Source organism: Pseudoflavonifractor sp. SW1122 (genome assembly GCF_012027765.1).
GTDB classification, from domain to species: Bacteria; Bacillota; Clostridia; order Oscillospirales; family Oscillospiraceae; genus Enterenecus; species Enterenecus faecium.
On sequence record NZ_SJOS01000001.1, the window covers coordinates 89,880 to 108,771 of the forward strand.

An 18,892-nucleotide genomic window follows, 5' to 3' on the forward strand; every position below is an offset into this window, starting at 1 on the left:
AGGGTCAGTTGGGGAACTCACTGGAATTCCTTCAAGAACGCCTCCAGGCGGTCCATACCCTTCTTGATGTTCTCCATGGAGGTGGCATAGGACCAGCGCACAAAGTTGGGGGCACCGAAGGCGGTACCAGGCACGGTGGCCACCAGACCATACTTCAAGAAGGCCTGGGAGAAGTCATCACAGGTATTGATCACCTGGCCGTGGACGGTGCGGCCCACCAGCTTCTCCATGTTCATCATCACGTAGAAAGCGCCCTCGGGCTTGATGCAGCTGACACCCTCCACCTGGTTCATACGCTCCACCAGGTAGTTGCGCCGCTCCTCAAAGGCCTGCCGCATGGTCTCAATCTTCTCCTGAGAGCCGCTGAGGGCCGCCTCTGCCGCCTTCTGGGAAATGGTGCAGCAGGAGCCCGCACAGTGACTGAGGTAGTTGCTCATGACCTTGATGATCTCAGGCTCAGCCAGAGCGTAGCCAATGCGCCAGCCCGTCATAGCGTAGGCCTTTGAGACACCGTTGATGAGGATGGTGCGCTTCTTTACCTCTTCGCCCAGGCTGGCCACAGAGGTAAATTTCAGCCCATCATAGAGCAGGCAGGAGTAGATCTCATCAGCGATGATGTACAGGTCGTTCTCCACGCACACATCCACCAGAGCCTTCAGCTCCTCCCCGTTGTACACCATGCCGGTGGGGTTGGAGGGATTGTTGAGAATCATAGCCTTGGTCTTGGGGGTAATGGCATCCCGCAACTGCTGAGCGGTGATTTTGAACCCGGCGGACTCCTCCGCCGTCACCACCACAGGCACACCGCCCATCATGCGGACCAGCTCAATGTAACTGACCCAGTAGGGGGCTGGGACAATCACCTCGTCCCCGGGATTGACCAGGGCCCGGAGGGCCACATACACACAGTGCTTGGCACCGGCGGCCACCATCACCTGGGACGGCTCATACTCCACGTGGAAGTCCGCCTTCACACGCTCGCACACCGCCTTCTTAATGCCGGGCAGACCGGAGGCGGGGGTGTAGCGGGTGTTATTCTCCTCAATGGCCCGGATACCAGCGGCCTTGATCTCGTCTGGGGTGTTAAAATCCGGCTCACCGGCGCCAAATCCCACCACGTCAATGCCGTCGGCCTTCATCTGCTTGGCCAGAGAGTCAATGGCCATGGTGCTGGATGCCTGCACCTGAGAGGCAATCTTGGACAATTCTTTCAAGTCAATCCCTCCGTACACTTCATTTGTGACATATTATATCGTCTTTCTTGCACATATGCAAGAGTCAATCCCATGGATACGGGTTATTTTGCATGTTATAACGTCTTGTGCTGCAAAATTTATCGGGTGCGCTTGGTGGTGTTCTTGCGGTAGAGGAAGTACAGCCCCTTGACCATCAGGTCCCGGTCGTACTGAATCTCATGGTGGCAGTGGCGAAAAATCTCCGGGGCATACTCGCCCGTAGCCACCACAGAGGCGGCCTTTTCTCCGGCAGACTGCTCCATCTCGTCGATGAGCCGGTCAATGGACCCGGCATAGCCGTATACCACGCCCGCTCGCATGGAGTCCACGGTGTTGCGGCCCAGGGGAGAATCCACCTTCCCCATGGCAATGTGGGGCAACTGGGCCCCGTTGTCAGACAGGGCCTCCAGAGCAATGGCCATACCAGGCATAATGGAACATCCCTCATAAGAGGCCTGACGCATGTAGGAGAAGGACAGAGCGGTACCCGAGTTGATGACAATGGATGGGGACGGATACAGGGCCACCGCTGCCACCGCCGAGGCCACAATGTTGCTGCCCAGCTGGTTGTGCACATCCGCTCGGATGTTCAGCCCAGTTTTCACCCCCGGGCCCACCACCATGGGCCGCTTCCCCGTCAAGCGCTGAATGGCCCGGACAAAAATATCTGTCACCTGGGGCACGACACTGGACACAATGGCCCCCTGTACCTCCTGAATCTTCCCGCCGTACAGCTGGAACACCCCCATGAGGTCCAGGGCGCACCGATCTTCACTGTATCTGCGCTCACTCTCCAGCTCAGAGCGAAAACGGATGTCTCCGTTTTCTTCAAACAGTGCGATGGTGACATGGATATTGCTGATAGCCACAGCCAAAATCAAAGCGCCCAACCCCTTCATGATCAGATTCATATTATTTTTATTATAGCCAGCAATCCAGAGCAATGCAAGAGGGAACCTCCGCCCGAATCCGGTCCGGCGGAGGTTCCCCAGGTGGTTAAATATTGTCCCGGATGATCTGACCCATTCGACGGGTGCCGATGATGTCTTCTCCCGGTTTGGCAATGTCAGCCGTGCGCCAGCCGTCAGCCAGGGCCTGATCCACCGCCTGCTCCACAGCGTCCGCCTCAGCGGACAGCTGGAAGGAGTAGCGGAGCATCATGGCCACGGAGAGAATGGTGGCAATGGGGTTGGCCTTGTCCTGCCCGGCAATGTCGGGGGCCGAGCCGTGGATGGGCTCATAGAGGGCGGGGGCGGTATCTCCCATGGAGGCAGAGGGCAACAGGCCAATGGACCCGGTGATCATGGAGGCCTCGTCGGAGAGGATATCTCCGAACATGTTCTCGGTCACCACCACGTCAAACTGGCCCGGGTCCCGCACCAGCTGCATGGCACAGTTGTCCACCAGTACGTCCTCATAGGCCACGTCGGGGTATTCCTCCGCCAGACGGTGCATCACAGACCGCCACAGGCGGCTGGTCTCCAGCACGTTGGCCTTATCCACACTGGACACTTTTTTCCGTCTCAGCCGGGCCATCTCAAAGGCTCGGCGGCCAATGCGCTCGATCTCCATCTCGGAGTAGGCCATCAGGTCGGTGCACTCCACGCCCCGGTCCGGGGTGTCGTAGCGGTCCCGCTTGCCAAAGTACACGCCTCCCGTGAGCTCTCGCACCATCATCAGGTCAATACCCTTCTCGGCAGTCTCTTTCTTCAGCGGGCAGGCCTCGGCCAGAGCGGGGCGCAGAGCGGCAGGACGCAGGTTGGCATACAGCCCTAAGTCCTTGCGGATGGCCAACAGAGCGGTCTCCGGCCGCTGCTCGGCGGGCTTGTCGCTGCCCCACTTGGGACCGCCCACGGCGCCCAACAGCACGGCGTCGCAACTCTTGCACACCTCAGCGGTGCCGTCGGGGTAACTCTTTCCCACCGCATCGGTGGCGCAGCCCCCCAGAAGCACATCCACATAGGTGAAGGTGTGGCCGAACTTCTCTCCCACCTTGTCCAGAACACCTACCGCCTCATGGACAATCTCGGGGCCGATCCCGTCCCCCCGAATCAGTGCAATTTTATAATTCATTTGGCAAACCCCCTAGCTTTCAGAGAGTGGAGCAGGCCGCCATGCTCAATAATGCCGTTGACAAACTCGGGGAACGGCGCTGCCTGGAAGGTCTGCCCGGTGGTTTGATTCTCAATGACACCCGTAGCAAAGTCCACCGTGACGCTGTCACCGGGAGAGATACCGTCCACCGCCTCCGGGCACTCCATGATGGGGAAGCCGATGTTGATGGCGTTGCGGTAGAAGATACGGGCAAAGCTCTTGGCGATGACGCACTTCACGCCACAGGCCTTGATGGCCAGGGGGGCGTGCTCCCGGGAGGAGCCACAGCCGAAGTTGCTGCCACCCACCACAATATCGCCGGGTTCCACAGTGGTGGCAAAGTCGGCATCGATGTCCTCCATACAGTGGGAGGCCAGGGACTTCTCGTCCGGGGCGTTGAGGTAGCGGGCGGGGATGATGACGTCGGTATCCACGTTGTCGCCGTATTTGTAAATCTTCATCTTTTCATCCCTCCCTCAGATGGTGGCGGGGTCGGTGACCACGCCGGTGATGGCAGAAGCCGCTGCCACCGCAGGGCTTGCCAGAATGATCATGGAACTGGTGGGGCCCATGCGGCCCACGAAGTTGCGGTTGGTGGTGGCAATGGCCCACTCGTTGTCACTGAGCACGCCCATGTGGCCGCCCAGACAGGGCCCGCAAGTGGGGGTAGATACCGCGGCCCCGGCCTGGATAAAGTCGGCGATAAGTCCCTCCTCCATGGCCTGGAGATAGATCTGCTGGGTGGCAGGAATGACAATACACCGCACCCCGTCGGCCACCTTCTTGCCCCGGAGGATGGCAGCGGCCTCTCGCAGGTCCTTCAAGCGTCCGTTGGTGCAGGAGCCAATGACCACCTGCTGGATGGGCTTGCCCGCCACTTCGTCCACCGGCTGGGTATTGGAGGGCAGGTGGGGCAGCGCCACGGTGGGCCGCAGAGTAGACAGGTCAATCTCCACGGTACGGGCATACACGGCGTCCTCGTCTGCTTCAAAGGCGGTCCAGGCCCGCTCCACTCGTCCGTTCAAGTAGGCGATGGTCTTCTCATCCACGGGGAAAATCCCGTTTTTCGCTCCCGCCTCAATGGCCATGTTGCAAATGGTGAACCGATCGTCCATCTCCAGGGAAGCCACGCCATCCCCGCAGAACTCCAGGGACTGGTACAGGGCTCCGTCCACTCCAATCATACCGATGAGGTGGAGCACCACGTCCTTGCCACTGACATAGGGGGAGAGAGTTCCGGTGAGCTTGACCTGAATGGCCTGGGGCACCTTGAACCAGGCAAGACCGGTGGCCATGCCCGCCGCCATATCGGTGGAGCCCACGCCAGTGGAGAACGCACCCAGAGCGCCATAAGTACAGGTGTGGGAGTCTGCGCCAATGATGACCTCACCGGGGGCAGCCAAGCCCTTCTCGGGAATCAGGGCGTGCTCAATGCCCATCTGGCCCACATCGTAGAAGTGGGTGATGTGGTGCTTGTGGGCAAAGTCCCGGCACCTGGCGCACAGCTGGGCGGACTTGATGTCCTTACAGGGGGTGGAGTGGTCCAGCACAATGGCGATCTTCTCCTGGTCAAACACCGTGGACAACCCCGCCTTCTCAAACTCTTTGATGGCCACAGGGGTAGTAATGTCGTTGCCCAGCACCAGGTCCAGCTTGCCCTCTAAGAGCTGTCCGGCCTGTACCTGGTCCAAACCCGCTGCCCGGGCCAAAATTTTCTGCGTCATGGTCATACCCATGAGACGCACCTCCTCGTTTCTCAGGTTGTTCGATACATTCATTATGCCAAAGCCTCTGGAAAAAGAATGTAACATGTGATACAATCTTGAGTAGATTGGAGGGAACGGCATGGCACAGTGGGATATCTTCGCCCAGGGGCAGACCCCAAAGCTGTACACCAAGGGGCAGATGATCTATCTCCAGGGAGAGCAGCCTCACCACTTTTACTACCTGGTGTCCGGCTCCGCCCGCAGCTTTCTCAGCAGCCCGGAGGGAGACGAGCGGATTTTGACCATCCACCGCAGTGGAGACCTGATGGGGGAGGCATCTTTTTTTGATCAATACCCCCGGGTCAGTTCCGCCATGGCTCTGGAGGACAGCCTGGTGGTATCCATTGACCAGCAGCGACTGGATCAGATCTTCATGGAGCACCCCCAGTTGGCCCAGCCCATGCTGCGCTATCTGGCCCGCACCATTCGGATTCTCTCCGACCACGTGGACACGGCCTCTCTCCCAGCCATTGGCCGGGTAGCTCGGTACCTGCTGACCTTACCCCGAGGCGAGAACAACACCGTGGCGTGTACGCACGAGAGCATCGGCCAGGCCATCGGCATGAGCCGCATCACCGTCAGCCGGGCCATGAAGCAATTGGTACAGCAAGGAGCTGTGGAGACGGGGTACGGCACAGTACAGATTTTGGACGAAGGACAGCTTCAAGTGTTGCAAAACCGATAAACCAGCGAGGCCGGGAAGCCTCATCCAGCTTCCCGGCCTTCTCTCATGCTCCATGATCGTCAGAGATATCCACTCCAGTATATTGATTGTACATGGTATAGTTCCACGACACCATTGCCTCCAGGGGGTCGGTTAGACTCAACTCTGCATGGCCGGAATCTACGCCGTCCTTGGTCACCCACAAAATAATCTGTCGGTCCACTCCCTTGTATTCTGCGGCAAACCATATTTCATACTCGTAATCCCCAACGAAATGATCTGCATAACCGTTTACACCGATGTACCGAACATTTTGAATTCCTCCAGCCTGTTCCAGCTCTTCCCCCAACTCCAGAAAACGTGCCTTGGTGTCCTCCTCAAAATGGTCCAGCTCTTCCGCTGGGATATGGCCCTCTTCCAACCATCGCTGCTTGGTATCCTCCAAGTTCAGATATTCAAAGGCTTTCTCATATTCTCCCGCTTCCATACACTGCATAAACCGATTGCTGAGGTAAATTTGCCGCAGGTTAGAAAAGCTGGGGCCTACACCTCTCACTTGTCCCACACCCAGGTAGAGCACAGGAATCAACAAAAGGATAATCACAATGGATGCAATCCAGCGGTCGCGAATCTTTTTGAAGCTCTTGGCTACGGCCTTTTTCTCCTGTCTGGGTTCCACCACCACCTCCGGCTCTGTGAGCTCCTGGACAGCTGTGTGCTGCTTTCCGCAGGTCTCACACTCCCGCAAATGCTCCTCCACCGCCTCCCGGGTGGCCTGGCTGCATAAGTCGTCCTCATACAGCGGCAACAAGTCCTGTACAATATCACATGGCAGCTTCATCTTGACACCTCCTGAATGATCTTCTGCTTGGCCCGATAGTAGGTCACTCTGGCCCACGTCTCGGATTTTTCATATAATTCTGCAATCTCCTTGAGTTTTACCTCAGCATAGGTATGGAGAATAAATACGTCCTTGTAGGGCTCACTGAGCCGCTGCACCGCCTGACGCACTCGCAGACGCTCTTCCTGCTGAATAGTCTGCTCCTCCGGGGTCAGGTCTTGGGAAACTAACTCTCCAAGCTCCTCCATAGGACATGTCTCATGGTGCTTCTGTCTGCGGCACTCCTTCAGCCAGGCATTTTTCCCGATTTGGCACAGCCAGGTGTACAAACTGCTGCGCCCCTCGAATCGGTCAATATGTAAGAGAGCCTGATAGAACACGTCCTGCAACAAATCCTCGGCCATGGTCTCGTTCCGGGTCAGGGACAGGAGAAAGCGATAGACAGGCCGACTGTATGTCTCATAAATTTCTTGAAATCCTGACACGTCTCTCCCTCCTAGCCTGCGTCATGACACCGAAACACGGACCTCTCCATAAATTGATCCGGTATATGGCATAGATCAGCACAGCGGAAAGTCCTGCACAGCCAATCCACGGAACGGGGAACCACCGGATACACGCCACCACTGGTGCATGGACCAGATACACCGGCATGGTGTCCGCTCCTGCCTTAGTAAACGGGAATCTTCGTCCGGGAGTCCACGTCAACAGGAAAAAACACATCAACGCCCCGATTCCATAGCAGCTTAGCCGGAGCACAAACCCATGCTCCAAATTCCCATACCTGGATGCGTGGTACAAAAAGGATACGGGTACACCGTCTGCCAAAGCCCAGATGCCACATACAGCAATCATCCCTGCTATTATACCAGCTGTCCGGTATCTTCTCCACTCTGTGTGGGGGTCACACAGCAGTCCTGCGAAGAAATAGGGGAAGAACACCACCGTCCGAGACCCGCTCCACATGCGGTTTAGAAATGGCAAATACCCAGCTACAGCGCCCGCCAGAACGGAAAGCGGGAGCAACACCCATGCCAGCCGTTTTCGCCCCAAGCGGAACCACACCGCCCCCAGAGCGGCCCAAATACATGTACTGAACAGGTACCACAAAATCCAGCATGGCTCTCTGGGGTCCACGCCCCACAGCACCGCCCCGGTCTGGCAAATCAAATAGGTGGGCGCCAGGCGTTTGAGTTGCCGGGTACAGTCCGCCTGCCTCCGTAGGAAGAGCCCAGTGAGAAAGACAAACACCGGCATATGGAAGGAATAGATGATACGGTACTGGAGCATCAAAATCTCACTGTCATGGATGGACAGCTCAATCCAGTGGCCGTATACCACCAGAAAAATCAAAAGCAGCTTCAGATTGCAGTAATTGGCCTCCCTCATTTTCACCATGGGGCATCCCCTCTTTGTTCTCTTCTGCCTGTTAGACCCCTCACAAGACAAAGCGTTACAAAAAAAGATGTGCCACAGAACCCATGTTCTGCGACACATCTTTTCCTTACAGAATGATGCAAATCAGGCCCCCGGACCCCTCGTTGATGATGCGCTGGAGGGTGTCCCGCAGCTTCTCCCGGGCGTCCTCCGGCATACGCTTGAGTTTGGCCTGCAAGTCCTCCCCCACCAGTTCGTGGAAGGAGCGGCCAAACATGTTGGAGTCCCAAATCTTTCCCGTATCCCCCTCAAACTGACGCAGGAGAAAGTCCACCATTTCCTCCGACTGTTTCTCCGTCCCCATGATGGGGGAGACCTCGGTTTTGATGTCCGCCCGCATCATGTGGATGGAGGGCGCCGAGGCCTTGAGGCGTACCCCGTAGCGCCCGCCCTGCTTGACGATCTCCGGCTCCTCCAAAGTCATCTCCTGGGGGTCTGGCATGACGATGCCGTAGCCTGTCTCCTCCACCTGGGCCAGGGCCTGCTCCACCTTCTCATACTTCCGCTTCATGGAGGCCATCTGGACCAGCTGTCCAATGAGGTCCCCGTCGTCGTGAATCTCCAGGCCACAGCGCTGGGACACCGTCTCATAGAACAGGCTGCGGGGCAGCTCCAGCACCGCCGTTACCACGCCGCTGCCCATGTCCATGCGGGTGATCTGGGCAGAGGCAATTTCCTCCCGCTGGTCCAGGGCCTCCACCGCTGCTTCTGTGTCCCGCAGCCGCTCCAACCCTCCGGCCTCTTGGCGAATCATCCCATAGAGCTGGCTTTTGATGGGGTGGTCAAAGGGGAGCACATCCACCCAGGAGGGGAGGAATAGCTCCAACTGCTTCATGGGAAATTCGTGGAGCACTCCGCTTAAAATGGCCTCCACCGTCTCCTCATCCAGGGTCAGGCAGTTCACCGCCAGGCAGGTGACCTGGTACTGCTGGGCAATGTCCGCCTGGATGGCTTGGGCCCGGTCGCTGTAGGGCTGGGCAGAGTTGAGCAGCACCACAAAGGGCTTGCCCATGGCTTTGAGTTCTTCAATGACCCGCTCCTCCGCCTCCAGGTAGTCCTCCCGGGGGATGTCGGCGATGGTGCCGTCGGTGGTCACCACAATGCCAATGGTGGAGTGGTCGGTGATGACCTTCTGGGTCCCCAGCTCCGCCGCCTGGGTCATGGGAATCTCGTGGTCCATCCAGGGGGTGGTCACCATCCGGGGCTGGTCTCCGTCCATCTGCCCCATGGCTCCAGGCACCATGTAGCCCACACAGTCAATGAGCCGCACGGAGAAGGAGCTGCCGTCATCCATGGACAGGCTCACCGCATCCTCCGGGACGAATTTTGGCTCGGCGGTCATCACCACACGGCCGGACCCGCTCTGGGGCAGCTCATCCCGGGCCCGGTCCCGCAGGTAGGTGTTCTGGATTTCCGGCAGCACCATGGTCTCCATAAAACGCTTGATGAAGGTGGATTTTCCCGTACGTACCGGCCCAACCACCCCAATGTAAATATCGCCTTGAGTGCGCTGGGCGATATCCTCATACAATTTGTTGTGATCCACAGCAATTCCTCCTCACCGCAAGTTCTCTACATGTGTATGGGGATAAGCTGTGTAATATGCCACATCAAAAAATCGGCCGGAGAAACCCTCCGGCCGATTTTGGCGTGTTAGACTCGCTTGGTGGGAATAAGTAGAATCATTCCCTCCGGCACCGTCTCAGAGGCCAACTCATTGGCGGTACAGATGTCCTGAATGGTGGCGCCGCAGGCTTTGGCCACATCCCACAGCTGTTCGCCTGCATCTACCCGACGAATGACCAGAGACGGACGACTACACGGGCCCTCATAGTCTCCAGTGGAAGCTACCGAGCTGACGCACAGCAATTCTTCCTCCTTGGTGGTCAGCCAGCGGAATTCCAACTCAAAACGCAGGTCAATGCCGCCGCTGACGGCCGCCGCAGTTAAATCACCCACCGCTCTGCAGTGTACCTTGCGCTGGCACCCCTCCGGGATTTGATAGGGACAGGTGACCAGGACGCTGTCCGTAGCCCCACGCAGCTCTCCCTCCTCGTCCAAATACAACATGTGTACTTGAATCTGGGCGGCTAGCTCGTTGCCGTGCTCTCCGCTGCGCTGGGTCACTTCCTTGACCACGGCGAAGCTGTCCAGCACCTGCTTGGCCTCCACCGAGGTCTGATAGAAGTGCCGGACACTTTGGCTGGTGCCGCCTGTCTCCGCCAGGGTACATAGAGGACAGGGAGAACGTTGGGCATCCAGCCGACAGCTCACAGAGTACACATCGGAGAGCAGTGTCACCTCCCGCTCCATACGAACCACCGCCTGGGCGCAGGCCTCCACAGTGACCTCCAGTTCTCCCTCTCGCAGGCGACAGTCCACGCTTTTCAGGCGCACGTCCACCTGAGAGCCCTGGTCCCCCGCCTCCTGCTCCACGTCCAGCACCTGGGAGAAGGGGAGCTCGAAACAGGTGGAAGTGACGCTGTCCCCGCACTGGTATACCAGGTACAGCTTCACAGAGCCTTTTACCACCAGCTTACGGCCGATGAGCTTTCCCTCCATCACATCCAGCTGGGGTCGGCATAGCAGCAGCTGCTGCACCTCTCCCTTGGAGGGGGGCATGCGCACCAAGTCGGAAAAGAGGAAGGGTTTCTCCACCACCCCGGTAATCACAATGTCCCGAGCGGGCAGAAGTCGCTTCTCCAAGCTCCCCTCCGGGCCGCCCTGGACGTCGGTGTTCACCTCTTTGGCCGCCAGCTCATAGGCGGTGAGCTCCACCATAATTTCCGCCCGAGCCACCACTTTTCTGGGATTGATCGCCCGGGCATCCGCGAAGGTGACCGTGGCGCTGGATTGCACCACCGTGGTGGTGCGCAGCGATGGATGGTCTTTCAGGCACTGGAAGGGAATGGCCACCTCCAAGGTCTTGGGCAGCTGCTCCCCCTCAGGGATGTAGAACACCGTGGTCTGGATGGTGCCTGTCAGCCGCACCGTTCCCTCTCCCGGCTCGCAGTCCCGGACATACACCCGCCCCACCGCCGTAACGATGCGGGCAATGTCCGGGTAAGTATCCGGCACAATGCTCTCCAGCGTCTCCTCCTGGGTCACCGCAGTGTCCAGAACCTGGCGGTATCCCTCCAGCACCACAGGCTGTAACTCCATATCCATAGACATCCTCCCTTTGTCCACATTCTGAGGTATCTATATGACCATGGAGGCCGGGATATGCCCTCAACCCGAGATGCCGAAAATCCGGCGCATAATCCCACACAGGGCTTTGGGAAACTTTACAACTACGATCCGCATAAACAACAGCCTCTCCTTTCCACGCTGAAATCTACTACAGCATATGAAAGAAGAGGCTGTCTGGTTCCTAATCCAATTTATTTTTCCCACTGGGGGCGGGACTTCACCTGATCATACAGGCGCACATAGCTCTGATAGCGGCTGGGAGCGATGGCACCGTTGTCCACCGCCTCCCGCACCGCGCAGCCCCGCTCCTTGACGTGGGCACACCCCACAAAGCGGCACTGCTCCAAATAGGGGTGGAATTCCCGGAAGGTGTTGGCCAGCTCCTCCTTGGGGATGAGCTCCATCTGTTCCACATCGAAGGCGGAGAATCCGGGGGTATCTGCCACCAGTCCGCCCCCTACGCGGAACAGCTCCACGTGGCGGGTGGTGTGGCGGCCACGGCCCAGCTTTTCGCTGACCTGGCCCACCTTCAAGCCGAATTGCGGGCACAGGGCGTTGAGCACACTGGACTTGCCCACACCAGAATTTCCAGTAAATGCGGAGATCTTCCCATCCAGAACCCCCAGCAGCTGCTCCAGGCCCTCGCCCGTCTGGGCACTGATGGCAAAGGACTGAAATCCAGCCCTCTGATACAGCTCCACCAGCTGAGTGGCGGGCTCTAAATCGCACTTGTTAAAGCAGATAATGGGCTGGCACCCCTTGTACTCCGCCAGAGACACCATCCGGTCAATGAGGAATGGGTCCGTGACCGGGATAGCCCCGGAGGCCAAAATCACCAGCTGGTCCATATTGGCCACCATAGGCCGCTGGAACTGGTTGGAGCGGGGCAGGACCTCATCCACCATCCCGGTGCCGTCCTCGGTCACCGTAATGGCCACGTGGTCCCCCACCAGAGGGGTGATCTTCTGGTGGCGCAGTTTCCCACGGCCCCGGCAGGTGATGGGCTCTTGCTCTGCCCCCACGTCCACATAATAGAAGCCGCTGAGGGCCTTAATGATGGTACCCGTCATACGTTAAAACTCCAAGTCATAGCTCTCCACCCGCTCCCCATTGATCTCGATGGTCACTCGCTTGGTGGTGCCGGGACTCTGGGTCACTTCACGGGAGAAGTCTCCCTTCTCATCGGCATTCCACTTGCCGTCAAAGACGGTGGTGGAACCCAACGTCACCTTCAAATCAATGGTACCGGAGTAGTCGCTGAGGTCCACGGTGATGGTCTTCTTCACCGGGGCGTCTGTGGTCACCACCGGGGGATTGGTGACAGGAGGCTGGGTGGCCTCTGGGCCAAGGCTGACTTGGAGGTCAATGGTGGTGCCAGGGTCCACCATGGTTCCCTTTTCAATACTCTGCCACATCACCTTGCCGGCGGCATAGGTGTCACTGTGATACTCCTTCACATTGGCCTTGAGCCCCTGCAACTCCAGCTGGGCCTTCACCTGCTCCAGGCTCAAATCCACGTAATTGCCCACAGCAACCTTTTGATTCTCCTTGCCCTTGCTGACCACCAGAGTCACCTCGTCCCCCTCTTCCAGCTCGGTATCCTTCTTGGGGGTATAGGAGATGATATAGCCCTCTTCCGTGGTGGAGGAATACTCCTCCTCTGTGACCACTTTGAGTTTCATATCCTCCTCCAGCTTCTTCAATGCCCGTTCCAGTTCCCAACCCGTGACGTCAATCATCTTCAGTTCCTCTGTTCCGCCACTGATGGTAACGGTGATGGTGGACTTGCCATCCTTGACCTTTTCATCGGCCTCAGGGGTCTGCTCACAGATCTGGTCCTTCTCATACTCCTCGTTGAACACCGTCTCGCCCACCTCAATGGTGAAATCGCCCAGGATGGAGGGGTCCTTTTCCAACTCCTCCAGGGTATAGCCCAACAGATTGGGTACGGTGTACTCCTTGGCCGGAGCAAAGATGGCACCTCGGATGAAATTAAAGAGGAAGATCACAATACCCACTACGAAGATAAGGATAGCCGCCACGGCCACCGCAATGGGCGGAAGCTTGACACGGCCTCCGAACAGCTTGATGCGCTCGGTCCGCTCTCCCTCCTCGTCATAGTACTCGTCATCCTCGTCGTACAATGCTCCAGTGTCGTCGGAGACTGGTTGCTGCTGCTCCGGCTCCCGGGCACCGGGAACGGGGATCACCCGAGTGGGCTCCTCGATGTTGTCGATACGGATGGTGTCCGAGGGAACGGCATCGGGATTTTTCTGAAACTCCGTCACCGCATCCAACATATCCTGAGCGGAAGCATAGCGCTGGTTGGGATTGGGGGCCATGGCCTTCATGGTGATGGCCTCCAGACCCACGGGGATATCAGGATTCAATTCCCGAGGCTGAATGGGAATGGAGTTGATGTGCTGAATGGCAATGAGCACCGGGGTCTCGCCCTCAAAGGGCAGCCGTCCGGTGAGCATCTCATAGAGCATGACACCCACAGAGTACAGGTCAGACCGCCCGTCAATATGGCTGCCCTTGGCCTGCTCTGGGGAGATGTAATGCACCGACCCAATGGCCTCCTGGGTCAGGGTGGCCTGAGAGGACGTCAGGCGGGCAATGCCAAAGTCGGCCACCTTAATGCTGCCGTCCCGCAGCACCAGAATGTTGTGGGGCTTGATGTCCCGGTGGATGATGCCCCGGCTGTGGGCATGGTCCAGTGCCCGCAGCACCTGGGAGATAAAGTGCAGGGCCTCCTGCCACTTCAAGGGAGTGCCGCGCTTTTGCATATATTGCTTCAAGGTCATGCCGTCAATGAGCTCCATGACGATGTAGTTGAGCCCATCGCTCTGGCACACGTCATAGACACCCACAATATTGACATGGGACAGCATGGCAACCGCCTGAGACTCCGCCTGGAACCGACGGCGGAACTCCGCGTCGCTGGCCAGCTCTGGCTTTAGGATCTTGATGGCCACCAGCCGATTGAGCCGATGGCAGCGGGCCTTATACACCACGGCCATGCCACCCACGCCAATACGCTCTAAAATCTCATAGCGATTGTCGAGCATTTTACCTATGTATTGATCCATGGTAAATGTTCCTCCTCGTTGTGGTTCACCGCTGCGCCATGACAATGGTCACATTGTCCGGCGCACCGTGCTCCAACGTCATACGCATCATACTGCGGCACCGCTCCTCCAGGGGTCGCTGCTCCACAGCCTGCTCCAGCAAAACCTGGTCGGTGAGGACGTTGGACAGGCCGTCGCTGCACAGCAGCAAGCTGTCTCCCTCCTGCCAGGTCACATGGTAACAATCTGCCGTCACATCCCGGTCCACACCCAGCGCCCGGGTAATCAGGTTCTTCTTGGGGTGGGTACGGGCCTGCTCCGGGGTGATATCCCCCCGAGAGACCAGCATCTGTACCAGGGAGTGGTCACAGCTGACCTGCTGAATCTCTCCATCGTGGATGTGATAGCAGCGGCTATCCCCTACGTTGATGACATAGGCCTCCTGGTCCAGCAGCAATGCCGCCACCAAGGTGGTCCCCATCCCCCGATATTGCTCATCGGTGCGGGAGAGCTGGTAGACGTGGGTGTTGGCCTGGTCACAGGCCTGGCGGAGCAGCTGGGTACAGTCCTGCTCCCCCTCCGGGACCCCATCCTGGCACAGCTCCTCCAGTTTCGCAGCAAAACTCTCCACTGCAATGGCGCTGGCCACATTGCCCGCTCGAGCGCCGCCCATACCGTCGCAGACCACCGCAATGGCCACCTGCTCGCTGAGCTGGCGCACGGCATAGCTGTCCTGGTTCTCACTGCGTACCGAGCCGATATCCGTCATTCCAAAGATGTTCATAGGGCTTCGTCCTTTCCGGGCTGGAGCTGATCTTGCTGCATGTGCTTCCGGCGCAGCTGACCACAAGAGGCGTCAATGTCGCCCCCCAGCTTACGCCGCACGGTGGCTGTGACGCCCTGGGATTCCAACCGTTTCTGGAATTGCCGCACCCGGCGGCTGGGCTTGAGGGGAGATTCCTCCACGTGGTTCAGGGGAATCAAATTCACATGTCCAGGCTGTCCCCGCAGCAGTTTCACCAGCAGGTCCGCCTGCTGGTCGCCGTCATTGACGCCGTCGATCATGGCGTACTCGTAGGAGATACGCCGTCCCGTCTGCTGGAAATACCGCCGACAGGTGTCCATCAGCAGGTCTACCCCCACGGCCCGGTTCACCGGCATCAGCTTGGAGCGGGTCTCGTCGTCGGGGGCGTGAAGGGATACGCTTAGGGTTAATTGTAACCCCAACTGTGCCAATTTGTCAATTTTCTTCACCAGACCACAGGTGGACAGGGAGATGTGGCGCATGCCGATGTTTACACCCTGGGGGTGGTTAACCAGGTGCAAAAATTGAATTACATTGTCAAAATTGTCCAGAGGTTCCCCGATTCCCATCATCACGATGTTGGAAATCTCCGCCCCGCTGTCCAACTGGGTAAAAATGATCTGGTCCAAAATTTCGCTGGGCTGCAAGTCCCGAACCTTTCCGCCCAGGGTGGAGGCGCAGAATTTACACCCCATGTTGCACCCCACCTGACAGGACACGCACACGGTATTCCCGTGCTGATAGCGCATGAGCACCGTCTCCACGCAGTTGCCGTCCCGCAGCCGCCACAGGTATTTGATGGTGCCGTCTAAGGCGGACTGCTGCTTGCGCTCCACAATGGGGGCAGTGATGTAGCACTGCTCCTTCAAGGTCTCCCGCAGAGCCTTGGGCAGATCTGTCATCTGGTCAAAGGAGGTCACGCCACGGTGCAGCCATTGAAAAATCTGCTTGGAGCGAAAAGCGGGCTGTCCCAACTCCTTGAGATACACCCCCAGCTGATCAGGCAGCATGGATTTGATGTCGATCACGGCTTAGCCCTCCTTCTTTCGCAGACGGGCCACGAAAAAGCCGTCTGTGTGATGTATATGGGGCCAGAACGTCATCATGCCTTCCTGGCGCCCAAAATGGGGCAAATCAAATGCCTCCAACGTAAATTCTGGGTGTTGCTGCAAAAACCACGCCACCACGTCCTGATTTTCCCGCTCCCGCAGGGTGCAGGTGGCGTAGATCATCACCCCGCCGGGGCGCACGTAGGCCGCACAGTTGTCCACGATGCCCTTTTGCACCTGGGGCAGCCCATCCAGAGGTTTGGGGTCCTTGTAGCGGATGTCCGGCTTCTTGCGGATGATGCCCAGACCTGAGCAGGGTACATCCACCAGCACCGTATCAAACCGCTCCACCCAATCCTCCCGGCGCTGGGCGGCGCTTTGCAGCTGGGCGGTCAGAATGGACAGGCCCAGACGGCTAGCCCCCGCCTCCAGCAGCTTGATTTTGTGGGGATGAATGTCACAGGAGATGATTTCCCCCTGATTGTTCATGTCCACGCCAGCGGCAAAGGACTTGCCGCCGGGAGCGGCACAGCAGTCCAAAACCCGCTGGCCCGGCTGGACATGTGCCGCCGTCACGGCCAGGCGTGCCGCCGCATCTTGGATGTAGAAATAGCCCTTCTGGTAGGCGTTCAGCCGCTCCATATCTCCGGTACCACTCAGCAGCAGGCAGCCTTCCAGCCAGGGGTGACGCTGTACCTCCACCCCGTCTCGCTCCAGCTCCTCCACCGCCTGGTCCACGGTGCATACCACCGTGTTTACCTGGGCCGTGGTGGGGGGCTGGCAGTTGTCTGCCTGGGCCCAGGCCTTCACGCCGTCCACGCCCAGCACCTGGGCAAACTCCTCCACCAGCCACCGGGGGTGGCTGGTCTGGAGGGCGATGGTCTCCAGCTCGTCCTTCCCCTGGGGAGGCGGCAGAGGCATGTCCCGGAGGATGCCCCGGAGCACGCCGTTGACCATCCCAGCCGCTCGGGGGTTGCGGCAGTGCTTTTTTGTCAGCTGCACCCCTTCATTTACCGCCGCACTGGGCGGAATCTTGTCCATATACAGGATTTGATACAGGGACAGGCGCAGAATGGACAACACCTTGGGTTCCAGCTTTTTCAAGCCTCCGGCACAGCGGCGCTCCAGATACCAGTCCAAGGTCATCCGGGTTTGGAGCACGCCAAAGCACAGCCGGGTGGCCAGGGCGGCATCCCGACGGTCCAGGGCGCTCTCTTTCAGAATTCGTTTCAAATGTCCCTCAGACCAAGCCCCCTGCTTGTCACAGGCTGTCAGGGTCAGCATGGCCGCTTCTCTGGCAGAACCCATAGGTAAACTCCTCTCAGATGGCTTCCTTCTCCTTCAGGGGGTGGCCCAGCAAAAAGGCGTGGGCCGCCATGGCCTTCTTCCCGTCGGGTTGAAGCTCCAAAATTTCCAATACGGTGCCCTCTCCACAGGCCACCCACAGGCCTCGCTTGTCTGCCTTGACGCAGGTGCCAGGGGCCTGGGTCGTCTGCTCGGTTCCCACCGCCGTGCGGATGATCTTGCACCGCACGCCGTCCACCACAGCCGTGGCAGCGGGCCAGGGGGTCAGGCCACGCACCTGGTTGTGGATTTGGGTGGCCGTGTGGGTCCAGTCAATGGGGGACAGGGCTCGGGAGAGCATGGGGGCATAACAGGACTGGGTGTCGTCCTGTGGCACCGCCACCGCCGTTCCCTGCTCCAACTGGTCCAGCACCTGGGGCAGCAGGTCCGCCCCCATCTGGGCCAGACGGTCGTGGAGCTGCTGGGCAGACTCGTTGAGATCAATGGGCGTGGCGGCGCTGGCTAGCATGTCGCCGGTGTCCAGCCCCTCCGCCATATACATGATGGTCACCCCGGTCTCGCTCTCCCCGTTGAGGATGGCCCAGTTGATGGGGGCTGCACCCCGGTACTTGGGGAGGAGAGAGGAGTGGACGTTGATGCACCCCAGAGGGGGCAGCTGCAAAATATCCACGGGGAGGATTTTGCCGTAGGCCGCCACCACAATGAGCTGGGGAGCCAGCTCCCGCAGCTGCTCCAGAGCGCTTCCATCCCGCAGGGTGGAAGGCTGGAACACGGGAATCCCAACCGACAAGGCATACTCCTTCACAGGAGGCGGCAGCAGCTTCATGCCGCGGTTTTTGGGCTTGTCCGGCTGAGTGAAGACTCCACACACCTCATGGCCATCCTCCACCAGGCGGCGCAGAGAGGGGACGGCAAAGTCCGGGGTGCCCATAAAGACGATTCTCATGCGTCCTCGTCCTCCATGGCATCCAACTCGTCCACCGTGTAGAGCCGGTCGGTGTGCTCCACAAACAGGTGCCCGTCCAGGTGCTCCAGCTCGTGGCAGAAGCAGCGAGCCACAATGCCCTCGCCGCTCATCTCAAAGAAGTTGCCGTTGCGGTCCTGGGCCCGCACGGTGGCGGTGGCGGGACGGGTGACTACACCGTACTTCCCTGGCACGGACAGACAGCCCTCCAGACCAGTCTGCTCTCCATCCGAGGCAATGATCTGGGGGTTGACTAGCTCCACCATGTTCTCCTGGTCATCCATGACGATGACCACTCGGCGCAGAATGCCGATCTGGGGAGCGGCCAGGCCCACGCCATTGGCCTGGGCCAGAGTCTCCTTCATATCGTCCAGCAGATCGTGCAGCTTCTCGTCAAATTTCTCCACCGGGTGGCAAGTCTTAGCCAGCGCCGGATCTCCTTGGGTCAAAATGGTTCTCAAAGACATTG

Annotated in this window: 17 protein-coding genes; 1 reads left to right on the forward strand and 16 read right to left on the reverse strand. The window is 58.8% G+C overall.

Annotated elements, in window-relative coordinates; translation table 11 throughout:
* Positions 1 to 17 precede the first annotated feature (17 nt).
* The 5 genes from E0L15_RS00435 to leuC all read right to left on the reverse strand — a co-directional run bounded on the left by E0L15_RS00435 (position 18) and on the right by leuC (position 5,065).
* The gene (locus E0L15_RS00435) at positions 18 to 1,166 is read right to left on the reverse strand and encodes a pyridoxal phosphate-dependent aminotransferase (protein WP_168124184.1); all 1,149 of its coding nucleotides are present in this window, start codon (positions 1,164 to 1,166) and stop codon (positions 18 to 20) included.
* 167 nt (positions 1,167 to 1,333) lie between these two features.
* Positions 1,334 to 2,146, reverse strand: coding sequence for a type III pantothenate kinase (locus tag E0L15_RS00440; protein ID WP_243155327.1), 813 nt, complete (start codon positions 2,144 to 2,146; stop codon positions 1,334 to 1,336).
* A gap of 85 nt (positions 2,147 to 2,231) precedes the next feature.
* Positions 2,232 to 3,308, reverse strand: a complete 1,077-nt coding sequence (gene leuB, locus E0L15_RS00445) for a 3-isopropylmalate dehydrogenase (RefSeq protein ID WP_168124146.1) — start codon at positions 3,306 to 3,308, stop codon at positions 2,232 to 2,234.
* A complete protein-coding gene (leuD, locus tag E0L15_RS00450) occupies positions 3,305 to 3,790 on the reverse strand; it encodes a 3-isopropylmalate dehydratase small subunit (RefSeq protein ID WP_168124147.1) in 486 nt (161 codons plus the stop codon). Before leuD ends, leuB begins: the two co-directional genes overlap by 4 nt.
* Positions 3,791 to 3,805: 15 nt before the next feature.
* Positions 3,806 to 5,065: a 3-isopropylmalate dehydratase large subunit gene (gene leuC, locus E0L15_RS00455; protein ID WP_168124186.1), complete on the reverse strand. Its 1,260-nt coding sequence runs from the start codon at positions 5,063 to 5,065 to the stop codon at positions 3,806 to 3,808.
* Positions 5,066 to 5,174: 109 nt separating this feature from the next.
* On the opposite strand from leuC, the gene E0L15_RS00460 reads away from it, so the two are divergent.
* Positions 5,175 to 5,780 carry a Crp/Fnr family transcriptional regulator gene (locus E0L15_RS00460; RefSeq protein WP_168124148.1) on the forward strand — a complete coding sequence of 202 codons (606 nt, stop codon included), beginning with the start codon at positions 5,175 to 5,177 and terminating at the stop codon, positions 5,778 to 5,780.
* A gap of 43 nt (positions 5,781 to 5,823) precedes the next feature.
* On the opposite strand, the gene E0L15_RS00465 is transcribed toward E0L15_RS00460, so the two are convergent.
* The 11 genes from E0L15_RS00465 to def form a co-directional block, all read right to left on the reverse strand.
* Positions 5,824 to 6,600 carry a zf-HC2 domain-containing protein gene (locus tag E0L15_RS00465; RefSeq protein ID WP_168124149.1) on the reverse strand — a complete coding sequence of 259 codons (777 nt, stop codon included), beginning with the start codon at positions 6,598 to 6,600 and terminating at the stop codon, positions 5,824 to 5,826.
* Positions 6,597 to 7,085: a sigma-70 family RNA polymerase sigma factor gene (locus tag E0L15_RS00470; RefSeq protein ID WP_168124150.1), complete on the reverse strand. Its 489-nt coding sequence runs from the start codon at positions 7,083 to 7,085 to the stop codon at positions 6,597 to 6,599. Before E0L15_RS00470 ends, E0L15_RS00465 begins: the two co-directional genes overlap by 4 nt.
* 1,019 nt (positions 7,086 to 8,104) lie before the next feature.
* A complete protein-coding gene (gene spoIVA, locus E0L15_RS00475; protein ID WP_168124151.1) occupies positions 8,105 to 9,583 on the reverse strand; it encodes a stage IV sporulation protein A in 1,479 nt (492 codons plus the stop codon).
* 107 nt (positions 9,584 to 9,690) lie between these two features.
* Positions 9,691 to 11,205 (reverse strand): SPOCS domain-containing protein, encoded by a 1,515-nt coding sequence (locus E0L15_RS00480; RefSeq protein WP_168124152.1) that lies wholly within the window; start codon positions 11,203 to 11,205, stop codon positions 9,691 to 9,693.
* A 215-nt stretch (positions 11,206 to 11,420) separates the two neighbouring features.
* Positions 11,421 to 12,299, reverse strand: a complete 879-nt coding sequence (gene rsgA / locus E0L15_RS00485) for a ribosome small subunit-dependent GTPase A (RefSeq protein ID WP_087234066.1) — start codon at positions 12,297 to 12,299, stop codon at positions 11,421 to 11,423.
* Positions 12,300 to 12,302: 3 nt separating this feature from the next.
* On the reverse strand, positions 12,303 to 14,321 hold the full coding sequence (gene pknB / locus E0L15_RS00490) for a Stk1 family PASTA domain-containing Ser/Thr kinase (protein WP_168124153.1): 2,019 nt from the start codon (positions 14,319 to 14,321) through the stop codon (positions 12,303 to 12,305).
* Positions 14,322 to 14,346: 25 nt separating this feature from the next.
* Complete coding sequence (locus tag E0L15_RS00495) at positions 14,347 to 15,084, reverse strand: Stp1/IreP family PP2C-type Ser/Thr phosphatase (RefSeq protein ID WP_087234071.1); 738 nt, start codon at positions 15,082 to 15,084, stop codon at positions 14,347 to 14,349.
* Positions 15,081 to 16,133 (reverse strand): 23S rRNA (adenine(2503)-C(2))-methyltransferase RlmN, encoded by a 1,053-nt coding sequence (gene rlmN, locus E0L15_RS00500; protein ID WP_168124154.1) that lies wholly within the window; start codon positions 16,131 to 16,133, stop codon positions 15,081 to 15,083. The genes E0L15_RS00495 and rlmN overlap by 4 nt, the downstream gene beginning before the upstream one ends.
* Before the next feature lie 3 nt (positions 16,134 to 16,136).
* Entirely contained in the window at positions 16,137 to 17,462 is a 1,326-nt protein-coding gene (gene rsmB / locus E0L15_RS00505; RefSeq protein WP_168124155.1) for a 16S rRNA (cytosine(967)-C(5))-methyltransferase RsmB, read from the reverse strand.
* A 13-nt stretch (positions 17,463 to 17,475) separates the two neighbouring features.
* Entirely contained in the window at positions 17,476 to 18,405 is a 930-nt protein-coding gene (gene fmt / locus E0L15_RS00510) for a methionyl-tRNA formyltransferase (protein WP_168124156.1), read from the reverse strand.
* The gene (gene def / locus E0L15_RS00515) at positions 18,402 to 18,890 is read right to left on the reverse strand and encodes a peptide deformylase (protein ID WP_087369277.1); all 489 of its coding nucleotides are present in this window, start codon (positions 18,888 to 18,890) and stop codon (positions 18,402 to 18,404) included. The genes fmt and def overlap by 4 nt, the downstream gene beginning before the upstream one ends.
* Positions 18,891 to 18,892 lie beyond the last annotated feature (2 nt).